This is a genomic window from Paraburkholderia sp. CNPSo 3274, assembly GCF_024206475.1.
Lineage (GTDB): Bacteria > Pseudomonadota > Gammaproteobacteria > Burkholderiales > Burkholderiaceae > Paraburkholderia.
This window is the reverse complement of sequence record NZ_JAMBPR010000034.1, coordinates 1-15,193: the sequence shown is the minus strand read 5'-3', so window position 1 is coordinate 15,193 and position 15,193 is coordinate 1. Positions and strand designations below refer to the sequence as shown.

Sequence of the window (15,193 nt, the reverse complement as noted above, 5' to 3'; positions counted from 1 at the left end):
GCCCTTCCAAGGACATTCGAACGTCGACTCACCATCAGATAGCGGCCGTTTGTGCGCGAACCCGCTACGCCGCTCACCACGGTGCGGACAGCGACAACCGTACCGTCTGCAAGAAGCTGTTGTTGCCGAACATCACGCTGTAGTCGAGGCCGAGCGTCATCCAGCGCATCTGAAATCTGGAACCGACATCGACCAGCATCCGGTTCTGGCTGAACGGAGTCGTCGTCACGAAGTAAGCGGGGCCGGCGCTGCTCAGGTCGGCGTACGCAATGCCCACGGTGCTTTGCCCGTTGAAATCGTGTTGATATTCGAGCCTCGCCTGCGGCAACAGCACGCCCCACTTTGTCGCCAGTGCGTATTCGGTGCGTATCCCGAACGTGCCCGAGACGGTGGTGACCGTTTGCCCGAAGTAGGTGAGCGAGTCGATGCCGGCGCCGCTTTCGCTGTACTGGTTCAGCGTTGCCTCCGAATACGACATCCGCGCGTAGGGTGAGATGAGCCACGTCTCGCTGCGGCGCTCATAGCCGGCCGACAGCGACGCGAAGGTCTCGTGGCCGCTACGCGCTCCGACCGCGAACGCGTTCGCTTGGGTATCCCAGCGCTGCGCATTAAAACTGAGTGTTCCGAAGCCGGCGACACCGTCGACGAACAGAGCCGGCTGCGGCCGGTAGCTGCCGTACAGCGCGACGCTGTAGTAATCGCCGGTGCTCTTCGTACCGTCGCTGCCGATGTCGGTGGAGTCGTGGCCATAGCCGAACCCGGCGCCGATCGAAAACCGGTCGGAGATGCGGTAGTCCATCCCCGCCGTCACGCCGGGCGTCGTAAAGCGGAACCCCTGGCGTTGCGCGCCCGCGTCGTTCATGCCGAAGTCGACCGAGCCGGCGCTCCAGAATGCGAGGTCCGATGAGTATTCACGGGCGCTGCGTTTTGCGCCAGGCTTTGCCTGGTTCTGGCCGCGCCTCCAGACGTCGACGAGGCAGTGCCGAGGTCCTGGTTAGCGCGCAGGCAGCCATCGCGTAACGTGGGCGACGCTGCGTCTTCACATGGCGCGCCGGCGCCGGGCGCTGGCGTGGGAAGCGACAGCGAAATACCGTTGGTCGAAGGCGCGTGTCCGGCGCCATGCAGGCTTTCGAGTCGCTGGCTGTAGTTCGTGATCTGCGCGTTGGCAAAGCGCCGCGCGGCCTCCGGCGCCTCCGAGACGGCGCCTGTCCTATGTTTCTTTTGTTCTCTGATCTCCGCGCGCGCCGCGTAGCGGTCACGGTCGAACGCCCTAAAGCGCGCCCGCTCGTCGCGTATCGCTCCGCGTTGTCGAGCAGGAGGCGCCCCGTTGTCCCCGCCTGACGCGCAGACGCGCAGACGCGCGACTTTAGCAAGGCGCGTAAGACATTACTTGATAAATCTTGCTATGTCTCCCAAATCGTTGCAGGAGTTAGCGATGTGCACCCGCAAACGCAGACGGGAGCTCGTAGGCCCGGATGACCTCAACCGCATAGTTGCGCGCGGCGCCGGCGCGCCTGGTGACGCTGACGGTCCGGTATGTCTCGAAGATCGCGTGATAGCGAGCGTGGTGCCTCAGCGCTGCGTAGAGACCGGATGCGAGCTTGAGCGGCGTGAAAGGGGAGCGAGGGCTATTGAATCCCGGATCGACGATCGCGCAGTCGTAGCGGACCAGTTCGTTTGGCGTAATTTTCGGGCTGTCGTAGGTAATGCCGATCGCCTGCTGCCCCTTCGGCTCAAGACCCTCCGCGCGAAGCGCTCGCGCAGAGTGCTGCCAGTGCACTTCGACATTCGCATAAGGGCCGTAGAAGCGCATCGCCAGAAGCGTAGTGGTGGGCATTGGTTGCACGCGCACCGTTTTGGCGCGCGTGTGATCCGCTGGCTCCGGTTGACTTGCGGCGCGTCTCGCATACGCACGGTACTGTGAGGGCACGAGGCCAACCTGGCGATGAAACGAGCGCACGAAGGCCTCGTGGCTGCCATAACCCGAGCCTAACGCGAGATCGATCACGGGCTTGTCGTTGATCCACAGACCGACCACTGCTTCGTCGAGCTTCACGCGCCGGACATACGCGGTTGGCGGTTCTCCCATCGCTTCTTTGAAAAAACACTGGAAGTGAAACGGGCTCAGATCGACGTTGCCGCGACGGCGTTCAGCAGGGCCGATTCGGCCATGTTGCGCTCCATGAAGCGAACGGCCTGCGCGAGACGCAAATCATCGACCACAGGCGACAACGGGCGACGCGGTTTCGGCGAGCGGCGCGAGTCCGCGGGCGGCATCGCGAGCACGAGATGCGTCTCGCGCTCGATGAGGGCGTGCTCTTCAGCGGACGAGTCCGGCTGGACCGAGTTCTCAGTGTTCATCGAACAGTTGAAGACTTGAAGGAGGGGACGTCGCGAGAAGGTGCCGGGCGCGCGACGCCGACCCAGCGAAGGCGTCGCCGGTCGCCATCGTACACGGGTGTGAGAGGCGCTGCCTGAGAGCAAGCAGAAGGCGGGCGTGGTTTGCACATTTCGGCGATACCGCTGCTCGTCGAACACGATTCGAGTGACCGGTTCAGAGAATCCAGCAGACACATCTTACATAGGCACGAAGGGCAGCTCGGGGTCGACTGCGGAAGTTCGGAGCGGCGGTAGGATGGACGGGCAGCGTTGGCGACGAACTCCCGAGTGCGGCCATGAGCGGGTCGTTGGAACAGTGCTCATAGATCGGCGACAATCGGACATTCTGGAAAGCCATTCTTTCAACTGCGCTGATGTCCTGTCCACTGCGTGCTTAATGTGCAGGCTCGCCGTTCTGCTCACCTTCTCGAAGTAACAGCGAGCTACTTGACCGCGCTAACGCGACAAAGCCTTCCAGACCTTCAAGGACGTAGGGCCGGAGACACATCGAACCAGTTCGCCACATCATGGCCACAACAAGAAGCCTCGCGCTCATTCTTGCATGCGTGTTTGCCTCTTCTCAGCAAGGCCACGCGCAATGTGTCGACCTGGTCGCCAGTCTTGACGACGGTCAGTTGATGCAGTCGCGGATTGCGCTGGTCGAGCGTGCCACGCCTACCGAGCAGATCCGCATCCTCGCCTACATCTTCGAAATCGATCAGACCGGCGGCCTGCTGTTGCGTCATCTGGTCGAGGCTGCGCGCCGAGGCGTGCCGGTCAAGCTGCTGGTCGACGGCATCGGCCCCGAGCCGCACTACCCGTTCGAGGACGAGTTCATCGTCGCCCTGCACGAGGTGGCTCCCGGCATTGAACTCCGAATCTTCCATCCACGATCCGATCTCGTCGAGATTTCGCATCGCATGCACGACAAACTGTTCCTGGTTGGCGACACGGCCGTGATCGGCAGTACCTCGATCTGGGATGCGAGCTTCCGCAACTGGCTCAGCGAGCGCGATCTGATGGTGTCGGGCGACGCCGGCCAGGATGCTTCCTCACTGCACGCCATGTACCAGCATTTCGCCCTGTTCTGGAATAGCCCGGAAGTGGTTCGCCCCGAGCCGGAAAAATTCCTCAAAGTCGCAAGTCCTTATCGCGTCTCGCAGGGTTATGCGACGCTGGACCCGGCGCGCATCCATTATTGGCGCGAATGGCTGCTGGCTCCGCTCGATGCTGCAGCCCAGACGACAGACCTGGCCGCTACCGATACACCATCTGCCTCCGATACGCCCAATGATCCCGCCGCTCCGCCCGCGCCCGGGGCGTATTTTGATCCCGCCTGGATGCCGATCGCCTGCGAGCGCCTGCACTATGTCCACGACTGGCCCGACAAGCGCTCGCCAGGCACGTTGCAGGACATGCTACAAGCATTCGATACGGCGCAGCACGAAATCCTGATCATCAACCCCTACCTGATCCTGGTGCCGGAACTGCGCGAGGAGCTTGAGCGCAAGCGGCGCGAAGGTGTCCACGTGATCCTGGTGAGCGCCTCGCTGGCGAGCATCACGCAGGAATTCCCCGCAGTCGGGCGCGCCTATGCCGACGATCTGCCCGGCTTGGTGAATGCCGGGATCGAGGTGCGCGAATATTCCGACCGAGAGAACCGCATGATGCACGCCAAGCTGGTCCTCATCGACGGCCATCGATATTATCTCGGCAGTTTCAATTTCGATTCGCTGTCGGCCCGCTTGAATACCGAAAACGGCCTGTGGATAGATATCCCTGAGGACGGGCTCGATCCCTTGCAAGACAGCGTGGCGTACTTCCTGCGCAACTCAAGTTCGGTGAGCGACGCCAATGGCCGCCTTCTGGCGGATCCCGATGCGCGCTGCCGGGCCGCCGGCTGCGGCGGTGCCTGGTGGTGGGTGACGATGCTAATCAGGAACTTCCTCTGAGCGCGGCGTGCCCTGTCGCTAAACTACGTGGCCAGTCCGGGTCGTGTGGCCGTTATCAGGAGAGGCGAAGGACCGTTGAGGGTCGACCTATGCCTGTCGCATCAAGCACGACACGAGATGACTGTCTCGCTCAATCGTGGGACACAGTCTGGCCATCTTGAGACGTTCGATAGCGGCGCGCGAACGACCGCTTTCGATTGGCGCCGCGTACGAGTTTGCGGCATACCGCAGACAAAAAGGCGCTCTCTTGTCACCAAGGTGCCGGGTACTCCTTCGATTGGAGGGCGTAACCAATATGCGCGTAACATAGCTACGCTGATTGCCCCAGCAGTAGTCCACTTACCGTTTGGAGAGGCGGACATGCGGCTTGCAGACTTTATCTTGCGAGACATGGAGGCGATACTTGCGACATGGGAGGCATTCGCAGCCACCCTGCTGCCGGCGTCGTCAGAGATGGGATCGGTAGAGTTGCGCGAAGAGGCAGAGCAAATGCTGCGCGCCGTAGCTGCAGACTTGCGAACCCCGCAGACCAGAGAAGCCCAACGCAAAAAATCGTTAGACCAAGGTCCCACGCGGGTCGGGACATCCGAAACAGCGGCGCGAACGCATGGCTTTCTGAGGGCTCGGGGCGGCTTCACTGTCAACCAACTCGCCGCCGAATATCGCGCGTTACGCGCAAGCGTGCTTCGCCTGTGGATGGACGTCTGCGCGCCGGAAGCGCCTGACCTCGACGATATCATTCGCTTCAATGAGGCGATCGATCAGGCGCTTGCCGAATCGGTCATCTCGTTCAATATGCAGATCGAGCAGAACCGGAACCTTCTGCTTGGCATGCTGGGGCACGACATGCGCAGCCCCCTTCAGGCGATTCAGGTGACCTCATCGTATCTGGCAGCGCTGAATGCGGGGGAATCTGTATCGAAGGCCGCCGGCCGCCTGATACGCAGCGGGGCCCGGATGCAGGCCTTGCTTGATGATCTGACGGAATTCAACCGGACAAAACTGGGTTTGGGTATCAACGTCTCGCCTACGCATACCAATCTGGCGGATGTGCTTGCTGAGGCGCTGGACGAGTTGCGTGCTATTCATCCGGACAGACAGATTGAGCTACACGTGACGGGTGATCTCCAGGGAATCTGGGACAGCCTGCGCCTGCAGCAATTGCTGGGGAATCTCGTGATCAACGCCATGAAGTACGGGGCACAGGACACACCTGTGCGCGTGATGGTGACGGGCGATGTAACTCATGTCCGAATCGACGTCAGCAACTGCGGCGCTGCGATCGAACCCGCAACGCTCGCCCGCATCTTCGATCCCCTGGAGCGAGGACGAGACCACCAGAACCAGGACGAGAGGGCCGGGAACCTCGGACTGGGTTTGTATATCGCGAGTGAGATCGCCAGGGCCCACCACGGCGCCATCGAAACGCGCTCGGATGAGACGGAGACCACCTTTTCGGTGTCACTCCCGCGTGCGAAACCGTAACTCGGCGCCGACAGGTCGTCACAGCGAGAAGAGATGCTGCGCGGAAAGCCGCCATTCGTCCGCCGAGTCGAAATGGCGCTTGAGGGGTCGACTACCGCCGACCGCGTCAGGCGGCAGTCGGCCATCAAGGGACCGTCACCTGTGCGCAGTCAGCGACGTTCGCATGGCGCAACGCGTTTTGGCGGCGGTCATTCGAGATGTAAGGCATAGCTTGGCTCAATTTCAGCCTGTTCACCGCGTCGCGTTCGTCTCAGCCTGCTCCATCGAGCACCGCTCCGGTGAAGCGAGACGTATTCAAGTGTGCGGCCTAACCCTTTGTCGCTTCCGGTCGTCCGTTTCAGTGACCAGGTGCTTGCCAAAATTGACGCGCACAAAGTCCACGAAGACGCGTACCTTTGGCGTCATTTTCCGATTGCTGGGCCACACCACGTGAATAGTGCTGGAGTCCGCCACATAGGTGTCCAGCACGGTTTTCAGGCGTCCACCAGCGACGGCATTCTCGACAGAGAAGTCAGGCACGCATGCGATCCCGCGCCCCGCCAGAGCTAAATAAACCATGACGTCCAGGCTGTTGCACACCATCGTCAAAGGCAGCGACGAGCCTGCTGACGTGAATGTTGAATGCCGCAGCGGCCATTGATACAGTTTTCCAGTAGGTGTCCAGCGATAGTGCAGACATGCGTGATTCAAAAGGTCATCCGGCTTTGTCGGAGTCCCCATTCTTTCCAGATACGCTGGTGCGGCCACCAGACAGGCGCGCCAGGGACCCAGCGGGCGAGACACCAGGCGCGAATCTCGAAGCGTGCTCCCACGAATGACTACGTCGAACCCTTCATCGATTACATCGACCAGTCGATCAGTGAAATCAAGATCGAGTTCAATCTCGGGATAGCGCTCCATGAACGCTGAAAGCACGGGCAGTGGTAGCCCCGCCGAAAGTGCCAGTCCCACCCTTAGCCTCCCTCGCGGGTGTTGTGCCATTGCGCTGAGCTCATCTTCCGCAGTCTGAACCTCCCCGATCGTGCTGTGGAACACGCTCTACATGGACGCGGTGCAGGCGCAATTACGCAGCGAGGGCTACCCGGTGCTGCCCGAGAATGAGGCGCGGCTGTCGCCGTTCGCCCATGAGCACATCAACATGCTCGGGCGCTATTCGTTCTCGGTGCCCGAGTCCGTGACGCGCGGAGAGCTGCGCCCTTTGACGAGGGGAAACGATCAATGAAGTGCATTGGGCGGGTTTACGGGCTTAACTGACTTCACTGTTCCATTGCTCCCCGGACCCCGAGATCAAGCGCGGCGATACCGTCTAACTACAGTCGATCGCAACCGGAGTATTCACGGTTGTTTGTACGCCAGGTTATTCCGCTTTAACGAACTTGAGCGTCATGCGATCCGATTCGCCGATCGCAGCGTAGCGTGCCCTATCGACGTCGCCGCCCGCGTATGTCGGGGGAAGTGACCAGACGCCGTGCGGATAGTCCCTGGTATCCCGAGCGTTCGCGTTGATTTCACTGCGTGCAGTCAATATGAAACCGGCGGCTTTCGCATGTTCGATCACGTAGTCTTCCGTTACGTAGCCGGTGTCGATCATTTGCTGCAAGGTTGTCCCCGGCCGCGCGCGATGTTCCTCGACACCCAGTATTCCGCCAGGCTTGAGCGCGCGATAAAAGGCCAGGAGATTCGCGTCGAACTGACCGTCTTTCATCCAGTTGTGGATGTTGCGAAACGTAAGCACACGATCAAATTGACCATCCGCGTCGAAACCCATGAATTCCCCGGCGCGCAACGCGCCAACCACGACATTACCGTAAATAGCCGGCTCTCCCGCCAGCTTGCGCAGATAGGCCGCATCCGTTGGACGGTCCTCGCCCGCCAGCTCTGCCAACGTACTGATGTATTGCGCTTCGTAAAGATGCCCATGGTCATGTAGATACGGGGCGAGTATGTCCGTGTACCATCCGCCGCCCGGCGCGATCTCCATGACGGTCTGCGTCGAACCGACCTCGAAGAACTGCAAAGTTTCCTTTGGATGACGGTAGACGTCTCGCGCCCTCGCCTTTTCGCTGCGCTGGGGGCCGTCGATGGCCGCAGTCAGCGAGGTCTCCTTCAACGAGGACGCTTGCGAGTCGCGAGAAACCGCATGCGAGGACGCCGTACATCCCGCGGTCATGACAGCAGCCGATGCCGCGGCGATGGAAAGAACGAACATTAGCGAATACCTCAGCGGTGCCCAGCGCTGGCGGATCTCAATCATTTGCGATGTCATGGTGTTGGGGTCGCCATACGATACAACCTTTCAGCGACCCTTGGCGTCAACCGTTCCGCTACGGATGCGCGGCCAACGGCATCTCACGCGTGAGAATCGGCGATGGCGCGGCCACGCCAGGCCTCTGCCGCGCTCGACAGCTGCTTCGATCTTCGACGTCCATCCGTCGATCAGGCCACGGTAATCGACATTTCGTCAGTGAAACTCTGGCAGCCGAATTCTTGGCGGTCGCCTCCGCGCCATACCCCGACCGTCATGTGCAGCGCCTCGAGGAGGACCTTGTGTCCGCCAAGTTCAGGCGGTTCCGGGATAGCCGGATAGCCGTTGTGATCCACGATCAGGATCGCGCAGCCGGTCTCCCGCTGCAGCTCGTCGAGCGCATGAAGAACGGCCATCATCCCGCTCTTGGCGTCGAGGTCAATGCAAGATATAGCAAGCAGCGCGGAGCGAATCAACGATCCCGCCTTGGCCACGGTGGTGGCCGTTGACCCTTTCGATCTGCACGCCAACGTCCACGTCTTCGCCAAGATCGAGCGAGTCGACGCAAATCCTCAGGTTCTCCGACCTACCGAAGCTAGCCGTCAGCGCGCGAACGAGCCTCACTCAACTGCCAAAATAAATGTTGCAGAAACTGACCGGGCCGACACAACTGTCACTCGAGGAGGGTTTCGGAGGGGTCTCCTTCGTACCACTTTCATTAGTTCCGCTCGATCCCGCCCCGGTACCGCTGTCTTGCATCGCGTTCATTTGGGCCGGACGTTGCTGGTAGATCGGACTAACATCCGGGTACGAGGTATCGGTGACCAGATTCAGACCGTGATTTTCCGCATCAATAAGTTCCTGTCGCGCTTCCGCACGGGTCCTTCCTTGAGCGTTTGCGTCTGTTACAACCGCCCCGCAAATACCGGCAACCAGGATTACGCCCATAATTTTTCGCACGTTCATCTCAACTCCTCATAAGGTTCACCTGCTGTCCTCCTGACAGGCCCCTAAAACGCTGGCACTTCAGCTTGAGCGTTTTTTCCTGTACCGAAAGAGCAACCGGCTTAATTCGTCATCCTAATTATGATCGTTTTGATCATCGCCTCTGTGGCAAGCACATTCTCGAGCTTGCTACTGGATACATCGATTCAAATACGCTTTTGGTTACAGCGGAGAAACGAATTCGCTTCTTACAGCTGCTTCATCGAGATCGGATTGTGCAACAACCGTAGCGGCATGCAATCCAGTATCGTGGGAGACACTTCACATCAGACGTGGAAACAGAATCCACGCTACTGCAGCAGTGGCCGCCACGCGCTGCAGAGATGGGGGGCTCTACCAACGGAGTATCCATCTACCGGCCATTCCACCGATCAGGGCGGGAATGGCCATGCCAAGCGAGTACCACGTCGCCCAGAAAGGTACTGCGGTCTCTGGACAGCGAAAGCAATAGGCCAATGTGCCGATTGCTCCTGCCAGCACTCCGGTAGCCACGCCTGCCGCAACCGGCTGTGTTGCGGCCAGCCCCCGCATTGCCCAGAACAGTATAAGCAGTGGCAGGCATGACAGCTCCGCAATGTATAGCGAGCACGTACGCCACGTATGGCCCAGCACAAGATCTGTCCGTGTCGGGGCGGGTGACGCAAGCAGGGTGATCACTGCCACCAGCCACACGGCTGCCATTGGCAACCCGAGGGCAAGCCAGAGGCGCCCCACTTCGACACCCGGTCGTGAAAGGCGCGCGGTGACCCATACCCCACCTACCGTCATCGAAAGCGGTAGCAGAACCTTGATCCAGAAGAGCGGCGTAAAGACCACTCCCTCGAGCCGCACGCCGCTAACCGGGATCGTTTGAATCAGCAGCAACGCCGTTACGATGCTCATCGCGAGGGCCCGGCCCAGCCGTTTGCCAGCCACCGCACGGCTCGGAGGGCGCGGCGCGTCTGCCAGCATCACAATGAGATCTTCAGTCTTCATGGGCTTTCTTCCGAATTTTCGCGGCGAGCGCCTTGAGTCCGCGATGCACGCCAACCTTCACTGCAGACTCGGAAAGCCCCGTCGCCGAAGCTGTTTGCGCAACGGACATGCCCCACAGGCGCATGTGCACAATCGGCAATTGCTGGCCTCTCGGCAATGTCGCCAGCAATTGCTGTAAATCGCGTCTCGCATCCGCAGCTTCTGTGCCGGAATCGGTGAACAGCTCACCATCATCATCCAACGGCTCGTGCAGCGAATCCCAGCGAAAGTACGCGCGATGATAGTCTGCAACCTTGTACCGGACGATCGCGCTTATCCAGGCGGTCAGCGGTACTTCCGGCTTGAATGTTTCAAGACCCTTGTGGACCGCAATCAGGATCTCCTGCATCAGGTCCTCGATGTCTTCGTCCTTCCTGCGCAGTTTCTTTCTCAAGCGTGCCCGCAAATGTCCCGTCAGCTCGTAAAGGAATGTCCGGTAAGCCTTCCTGTCGCCCTCAAGCGACTGCGCGAGGAGCGAAGTCAACCGGCGTTCAACCTCCGAACTGGCCGTCGCGTGCTCATGCACTCCGGCTGCGGGGTTCAGTTTGCTGACTATCATGATCCAGAATCTCAAAAGAGGCGCCGGAGCGCCGGCTTTTGTCCGTTCAGACTGCCTCTCCAGACACACGGAGTCGTGTGCTCAGGTGTGCGTACCATGGACGCAACAGCGTATCGACAGCGAGTGGGCCCACACCACCAAATACGAGCGACAGCAACCCTGCTACGTATAGCAAGTCGGTTTCATAACCAGGCGGCCCGAACCGCGGCACACCGCTCACGACATCCATCAACTTGATCGAGGTGAACCCGAACTGCAGATGGACGGTAAGCGTCGCAACGAGCAGCACAGCAAGCATTGGCACCGTCGCGAGCGGAACAAATGCTCCGCAGAGAATCGCAAAGCCGCCCAGCAGTTCGATCACGATGGTCGCCCATGCCATGAAGTGTGGAACGGGCACGCCAAGAGCGTGGAGGATGGCGGCGAAATGCTCGGGATTCTTTGCAATTTTTGCGTACCCGTGCGCCATGAATCCGTAACCGACTACAAAGCGGACTGGTAACGGCGCATAACGTTGAAACTTCGAGACTAGCCACCACGGGTCGGCAAGACGGAAGACAGACGAAAGCGGATTCATGCGTGATTTCCCTATGGGCAAGCCGGCGAAACGCGCCGGTGTGGGTGTTCAACCAATGCGACCGGATTGCGGTCTCCACAGGGTATATCGGTGCGCCACGCGACCTGGTTACACGCATGTGCCGATTTTCTCGTCTTGAAACCCGCTGGCTTCGTGCCAGTCACCCCCCAAGCGGCCCCAATGCGACACCCACAACACAACCCGCGATCACGATCAGCAGCACGAACGCCGCAATCGAGGCAAACCGGTAGTCGCGTTCGATCGTATAAACAGCGAGCATCAGCATCAGTCTCGCGACGGGTAGCAGGATGATGATGCAAACGCCCACCGTGAGCGCGGCGCCGCCGAACTGCTCGACAGCCGCACTTGCCGACCAGCGCACCGCGATGCCAGCCGCCATCGCGCACGAGCCCGCCCACGTGCCATACTGGAGCAGCGCAGCCAGAAGCCTTTCGAGCCTCGCGCTCGCGCGCGGCTTGCGGGGAGTCCCAGGGACCAGGTGCATGGTTCGAGCGTCAGAACGGGTTAATGCCGCAACCTTGCAGCAACATTTGCACGGCTACCGCCACCAGCACCACAACGAAAAGCCCGCGCAGACGCTGGCTGGAAACCTTCATAAGGATGCGCGCGCCGACCAGCGCGCCAGCAACGGAACCGAGAGCGATCGGCGCCGCAATCGACGTGACAATCTCACCGCGCAGGAAGTAGGCGCACGCACTCGCGGCGGCGGTCACGCCAATCATGAAGTTGGACGTGGCCGTGGAGACCTTGATAGGCAGGCGCAACGCCGTGTCCATCGCGGGTATCTTCAGCACGCCACTACCGATGCCCAGCAGCGCAGAAACGAGCCCCGCCACATACATGAGCCCGAGCGCCAACCGCACGCGCCCGACCGTATAGGCGATTTCGCGACCCGTCGCGGTGTCGGGATAGCTGCTGTCGAGGGCGTTCGAACGCCCGGTTCCGTTTGGCGGCACGCCAGGACGCTCCACTCGCTGCACGAACATCTGCCACGCCGAGACCAGCATGACGCCCGCGAACAGGAAATCGAGCGCCCTCACGGACACCACGCCGGCAAGCACGACGCCCGTCAGGGCGCCGAGCGTCGTACCGCTTTCCAGCAACACCGCGAGGCGCACGTGCGTGAGACGCCCGCGCAGATACGGCGCGGCGCCGCCGCACGAGCAGGCGATTACGGAAACCAGGCTCGCGCCTATCGCCGCATGCAGGTCCATGTGGCCGAACACGGTGAGCGCGGGGACGATGAAAAGGCCGCTCGCTATGCCGAGCATGCCGCCTAGCGCGCTGCAACCGAGCGCCACGGCAAAGAGCCAGAGGGCGGAGTCGATGATCGTCTTCCGGTAATAGCGAGGGCCCAATGACGGACTTGCGCACTCGCACGTTGGCGCATCTAGATTCAACACGACATATCATGTCATAACAAGTTGAGGATGGCAATCGCACCGGGACTCCCGACGAGGCGCAGCGTATAATTCCAGGACCTTCAGTTGCGCACGCCATCGACCGCCGCCCTGCCCTTCGCCGCCATGTCCTCTGCCTTCGAGATCGAGTCGCCCGTCCCGCTCTACGTCCAGATCAAGAACACGCTGCGCGCCGGGATTCTCGACGGCGAATATCCGCCCATGAGCCGCATGCCCTCGGAAAGCGAACTGCAGGCAATGTTCGACGTGAGCCGCATCACGATCCGGCAGGCGCTCGGCGACCTGCAGAAAGAAGGGCTGATATTCAAGGTGCACGGCAAGGGCTCGTTCGTCTCGCAGCCGAAAGCCGTGCAAGACATCACGTCGCTGCAAGGCTTCGCCGAGGCGATGCAGGAGAGCGGTCAAGAGATCGTCAATCGCGTCCTGCAGTTTCGCTTCGTGCCTGCGCCGGCGCACGTGGCACAGCAGCTCGGTCTTGAGGCGCGGACTACCGTGGCCGAAATCCATCGCGTGCGTCTGCTCGAACGCGAGCCGGTTTCGTACGAGATCACCTTCGTGCCGGAAGCGATCGGCAAGCGTCTGCAGCGCGCCGACCTCGCGACACGCGACATCTTTCTGATTCTGGAGAACGATTGCGGCATCGCGCTTAGCGGCGCGGATCTGAATATCGACGCCGTCGCAGCCGAAAGCGCGATCGCTCGTGCGCTGGAGATCAAGAAGGACGCGCCGCTGCTGCGTATCGAACGGCTTACGCAGGACAGCGACGGCAATCCGGTCGATTTTGAGTATCTTTATTTCCGCAGCGGCGCGTTCCGGTACGCGCTGCGCGTGGAGCGCAAGCGCACCGCTTCCGTCGGGCGCACGAAACGCGCGAAATGAATGCGTCGGCGCGTGCCGCTGCGGACGTGCGGAACGAGCAGTCGTATCGTTAGATCATGACCCGCGCGATGACAGCTTCAAAGCCCGCTCCCGCGTCTCGAGAATATGGATGCGCATCAGGTCGATAAAACGGCATATTCTACTATGCTCCAGGTATCAGATCCTTTGCACGGGCTCGACGCATAAAAAGGAAGAGGCACATATGCGCAAGTACCTGGAACCCTTCGTGACGATTGGACTCGGGCTGGGACTGGCGCTCTCGCTTGCGCAAAGTTCAGTCGCCCAGCAAAATCCTGTAACAGCGATCGACATTGCGCTTGAACCCGACGCGACGATGATGCAGCACGCGATGGACGCAAACGTCGTGCTACTCAACGATTTTCCAAAGGGCTTCGCGCTGGATGCGACGCACCACCCGCACATTTCAATACTGCAACGGTTCGTCCGCACAGACGACCTCGACAAGGTCTATGCAGCGGCGAACGCAGTGCTGGCCAAAGAAAAACCCGCAACATGGACGCTGAAGGCATACAAATATTACTACATCCCGGATCCGCCGGTTGGCCTTGCTGGAATCGTCGTCGAACCGACTGAAGACCTGCATCGACTGCAGAATGAACTCATATCAGCCGTGAAGCCTTTCACCGTGAAGACAGGAGCGCCGGCGGCGTTCTTCAGCGAGGAGGATGGGCACGACATCCAGAAATCGCTGATTCTCTACGTCGCCAGCTTTGTCCCCGAGGCGACGGGTAAGCACTTCAATCCGCACGTGACGATCGGCGTCGGAACGCAAACGTATCTAAACAAGATGCTCACGCAGCCATACCCACCGTTCTCGTTTTTCGTGGTCGGTGCGTCGGTCTATCAGCTTGGTAGCTTTGGTACGGCGCGCAAGGAGCTTAAGGCGCTAGCGCTACCCCGTTGATGCGGGAATGTGGCAAAAATGGGTGTGTTGTCCGAACGCGTTGCCGCAATCTATTTCCCCCACGAGAAGATACATTTCCAGTCACGTTCATGCTGATCACGACCCAGCCGGAGCGGATTGCTTCGTCGTAAGCTCGGACGTAAATGTACCGATTTCGAGTCTGGAAGGCCTTGCGCCGGCCCATACGCGTATTCACGATTCGCATCGTCGAGCACTACCGCCATGGCCAGTCGGGTCCCGTCGCCAGCCCTCGTATTAGTGATGTCTATGGTCGCCTTGCGCCCTTCATCCGCAGCGGCACGCGCCGCGTTATTCAATTGCCCCGCCTTCTCCTGGAGGCGCGACCACGCATGCCCCGGCGCGGCATCGTGGGATTAGCCAGCAGAAAGTGTGCCGCACGTCGCCGCGTTAGACTGCGACGACCACCCTGACACAAGAGAGCGGGCATCGGCCGATCAAACCGATGCCCGGCTTGCCGCCCAGGCGATTGTTTTACATCAGGTCCGTGTCAATCTGGACGATCGGACGATAAGCGCTCTCGAAGCCCGACTGCCTTTACAGGTCAACCGGGTTGTTCATGCCAGGATCGCGTCCCGGAAGCTCCCCGGTCGCCAGCCAGTACGGACGGCGATTGTAGTAGTCATGCAATTGCGTACCCCATGTCGAATCCGCCATCGATGGCCAGTGATCCTTATCGAATCCGGGATCGTCCTTGATGCGTTCGGCCGCCA

Annotated in this window: 16 protein-coding genes and 1 pseudogene; 5 read left to right on the top strand and 12 right to left on the bottom strand. The window is 60.5% G+C overall.

Annotated features, from left to right (window positions below; genetic code table 11):
- Positions 1-73: 73 nt before the first annotated feature.
- The 3 genes from M3I54_RS23000 to M3I54_RS22990 form a co-directional block, all read right to left on the bottom strand.
- The gene (locus tag M3I54_RS23000; RefSeq protein WP_254340148.1) at positions 74-862 is read right to left on the bottom strand and encodes an autotransporter outer membrane beta-barrel domain-containing protein; all 789 of its coding nucleotides are present in this window, start codon (positions 860-862) and stop codon (positions 74-76) included.
- 567 nt (positions 863-1,429) lie between these two features.
- Positions 1,430-2,089 (bottom strand): GyrI-like domain-containing protein, encoded by a 660-nt coding sequence (locus M3I54_RS22995; RefSeq protein ID WP_254340146.1) that lies wholly within the window; start codon positions 2,087-2,089, stop codon positions 1,430-1,432.
- A 35-nt stretch (positions 2,090-2,124) separates the two neighbouring features.
- Positions 2,125-2,361 carry a hypothetical protein gene (locus tag M3I54_RS22990; protein ID WP_254340144.1) on the bottom strand — a complete coding sequence of 79 codons (237 nt, stop codon included), beginning with the start codon at positions 2,359-2,361 and terminating at the stop codon, positions 2,125-2,127.
- 545 nt (positions 2,362-2,906) lie between these two features.
- Between M3I54_RS22990 and M3I54_RS22985 the strand changes: the two genes are divergently transcribed.
- Both M3I54_RS22985 and M3I54_RS22980 read left to right on the top strand, forming a co-directional pair.
- A complete protein-coding gene (locus M3I54_RS22985) occupies positions 2,907-4,331 on the top strand; it encodes a phosphatidylserine/phosphatidylglycerophosphate/cardiolipin synthase family protein (RefSeq protein WP_254340142.1) in 1,425 nt (474 codons plus the stop codon).
- Positions 4,332-4,691: 360 nt separating this feature from the next.
- A complete protein-coding gene (locus M3I54_RS22980) occupies positions 4,692-5,816 on the top strand; it encodes a sensor histidine kinase (protein WP_254340140.1) in 1,125 nt (374 codons plus the stop codon).
- 294 nt (positions 5,817-6,110) lie between these two features.
- On the opposite strand, the gene M3I54_RS22975 is transcribed toward M3I54_RS22980, so the two are convergent.
- Positions 6,111-6,797 carry a LysR substrate-binding domain-containing protein gene (locus M3I54_RS22975; RefSeq protein ID WP_302059088.1) on the bottom strand — a complete coding sequence of 229 codons (687 nt, stop codon included), beginning with the start codon at positions 6,795-6,797 and terminating at the stop codon, positions 6,111-6,113.
- A gap of 37 nt (positions 6,798-6,834) precedes the next feature.
- On the opposite strand from M3I54_RS22975, the pseudogene M3I54_RS22970 reads away from it, so the two are divergent.
- Positions 6,835-7,038 (top strand): annotated as a pseudogene (locus M3I54_RS22970) (Tn3 family transposase); the annotation flags it as partial.
- A gap of 135 nt (positions 7,039-7,173) precedes the next feature.
- On the opposite strand, the gene M3I54_RS22965 reads toward M3I54_RS22970, so the two are convergent.
- The 8 genes from M3I54_RS22965 to M3I54_RS22930 form a co-directional block, all read right to left on the bottom strand.
- A complete protein-coding gene (locus tag M3I54_RS22965) occupies positions 7,174-8,070 on the bottom strand; it encodes a class I SAM-dependent methyltransferase (RefSeq protein ID WP_375542192.1) in 897 nt (298 codons plus the stop codon).
- A 182-nt stretch (positions 8,071-8,252) separates the two neighbouring features.
- On the bottom strand, positions 8,253-8,555 hold the full coding sequence (locus M3I54_RS22960; protein WP_254340136.1) for a helicase RepA family protein: 303 nt from the start codon (positions 8,553-8,555) through the stop codon (positions 8,253-8,255).
- 130 nt (positions 8,556-8,685) lie between these two features.
- Positions 8,686-9,027: a DUF4148 domain-containing protein gene (locus M3I54_RS22955; RefSeq protein WP_254340134.1), complete on the bottom strand. Its 342-nt coding sequence runs from the start codon at positions 9,025-9,027 to the stop codon at positions 8,686-8,688.
- Between the two features lie 372 nt (positions 9,028-9,399).
- On the bottom strand, positions 9,400-10,041 hold the full coding sequence (locus tag M3I54_RS22950) for a DUF1109 domain-containing protein (RefSeq protein ID WP_254340132.1): 642 nt from the start codon (positions 10,039-10,041) through the stop codon (positions 9,400-9,402).
- Positions 10,031-10,639, bottom strand: a complete 609-nt coding sequence (locus M3I54_RS22945; protein WP_254340130.1) for a sigma-70 family RNA polymerase sigma factor — start codon at positions 10,637-10,639, stop codon at positions 10,031-10,033. Before M3I54_RS22945 ends, M3I54_RS22950 begins: the two co-directional genes overlap by 11 nt.
- A gap of 46 nt (positions 10,640-10,685) precedes the next feature.
- Entirely contained in the window at positions 10,686-11,216 is a 531-nt protein-coding gene (locus M3I54_RS22940) for a DoxX family protein (RefSeq protein WP_254340129.1), read from the bottom strand.
- A 160-nt stretch (positions 11,217-11,376) separates the two neighbouring features.
- On the bottom strand, positions 11,377-11,721 hold the full coding sequence (locus M3I54_RS22935; protein ID WP_254340128.1) for a DUF1634 domain-containing protein: 345 nt from the start codon (positions 11,719-11,721) through the stop codon (positions 11,377-11,379).
- 10 nt (positions 11,722-11,731) lie between these two features.
- On the bottom strand, positions 11,732-12,568 hold the full coding sequence (locus M3I54_RS22930; protein WP_254340264.1) for a sulfite exporter TauE/SafE family protein: 837 nt from the start codon (positions 12,566-12,568) through the stop codon (positions 11,732-11,734).
- A 195-nt stretch (positions 12,569-12,763) separates the two neighbouring features.
- Here M3I54_RS22930 and M3I54_RS22925 point away from each other — a divergent pair, with 195 nt between their 5' ends.
- On the top strand, positions 12,764-13,537 hold the full coding sequence (locus M3I54_RS22925; RefSeq protein WP_254340263.1) for a GntR family transcriptional regulator: 774 nt from the start codon (positions 12,764-12,766) through the stop codon (positions 13,535-13,537).
- A 202-nt stretch (positions 13,538-13,739) separates the two neighbouring features.
- Positions 13,740-14,462 carry a 2'-5' RNA ligase family protein gene (locus M3I54_RS22920; protein WP_254340127.1) on the top strand — a complete coding sequence of 241 codons (723 nt, stop codon included), beginning with the start codon at positions 13,740-13,742 and terminating at the stop codon, positions 14,460-14,462.
- The last annotated feature ends 731 nt before the right edge of the window (positions 14,463-15,193 follow it).

Coding starts and splice junctions, on each gene's coding strand:
- M3I54_RS23000 (WP_254340148.1), bottom strand. CDS start 862: ATGAACGACGCGGGCGCGCAACGCCAGGGGTTCCGCTTTACGACGCCC.
- M3I54_RS22995 (WP_254340146.1), bottom strand. CDS start 2,089: ATGGGAGAACCGCCAACCGCGTATGTCCGGCGCGTGAAGCTCGACGAA.
- M3I54_RS22990 (WP_254340144.1), bottom strand. CDS start 2,361: ATGAACACTGAGAACTCGGTCCAGCCGGACTCGTCCGCTGAAGAGCAC.
- M3I54_RS22985 (WP_254340142.1), top strand. CDS start 2,907: ATGGCCACAACAAGAAGCCTCGCGCTCATTCTTGCATGCGTGTTTGCC.
- M3I54_RS22980 (WP_254340140.1), top strand. CDS start 4,692: ATGCGGCTTGCAGACTTTATCTTGCGAGACATGGAGGCGATACTTGCG.
- M3I54_RS22975 (WP_302059088.1), bottom strand. CDS start 6,797: ATGGCACAACACCCGCGAGGGAGGCTAAGGGTGGGACTGGCACTTTCG.
- M3I54_RS22965 (WP_375542192.1), bottom strand. CDS start 8,070: ATGATTGAGATCCGCCAGCGCTGGGCACCGCTGAGGTATTCGCTAATG.
- M3I54_RS22955 (WP_254340134.1), bottom strand. CDS start 9,027: ATGAACGTGCGAAAAATTATGGGCGTAATCCTGGTTGCCGGTATTTGC.
- M3I54_RS22950 (WP_254340132.1), bottom strand. CDS start 10,041: ATGAAGACTGAAGATCTCATTGTGATGCTGGCAGACGCGCCGCGCCCT.
- M3I54_RS22945 (WP_254340130.1), bottom strand. CDS start 10,639: ATGATAGTCAGCAAACTGAACCCCGCAGCCGGAGTGCATGAGCACGCG.
- M3I54_RS22940 (WP_254340129.1), bottom strand. CDS start 11,216: ATGAATCCGCTTTCGTCTGTCTTCCGTCTTGCCGACCCGTGGTGGCTA.
- M3I54_RS22935 (WP_254340128.1), bottom strand. CDS start 11,721: ATGCACCTGGTCCCTGGGACTCCCCGCAAGCCGCGCGCGAGCGCGAGG.
- M3I54_RS22925 (WP_254340263.1), top strand. CDS start 12,764: ATGTCCTCTGCCTTCGAGATCGAGTCGCCCGTCCCGCTCTACGTCCAG.
- M3I54_RS22920 (WP_254340127.1), top strand. CDS start 13,740: ATGCGCAAGTACCTGGAACCCTTCGTGACGATTGGACTCGGGCTGGGA.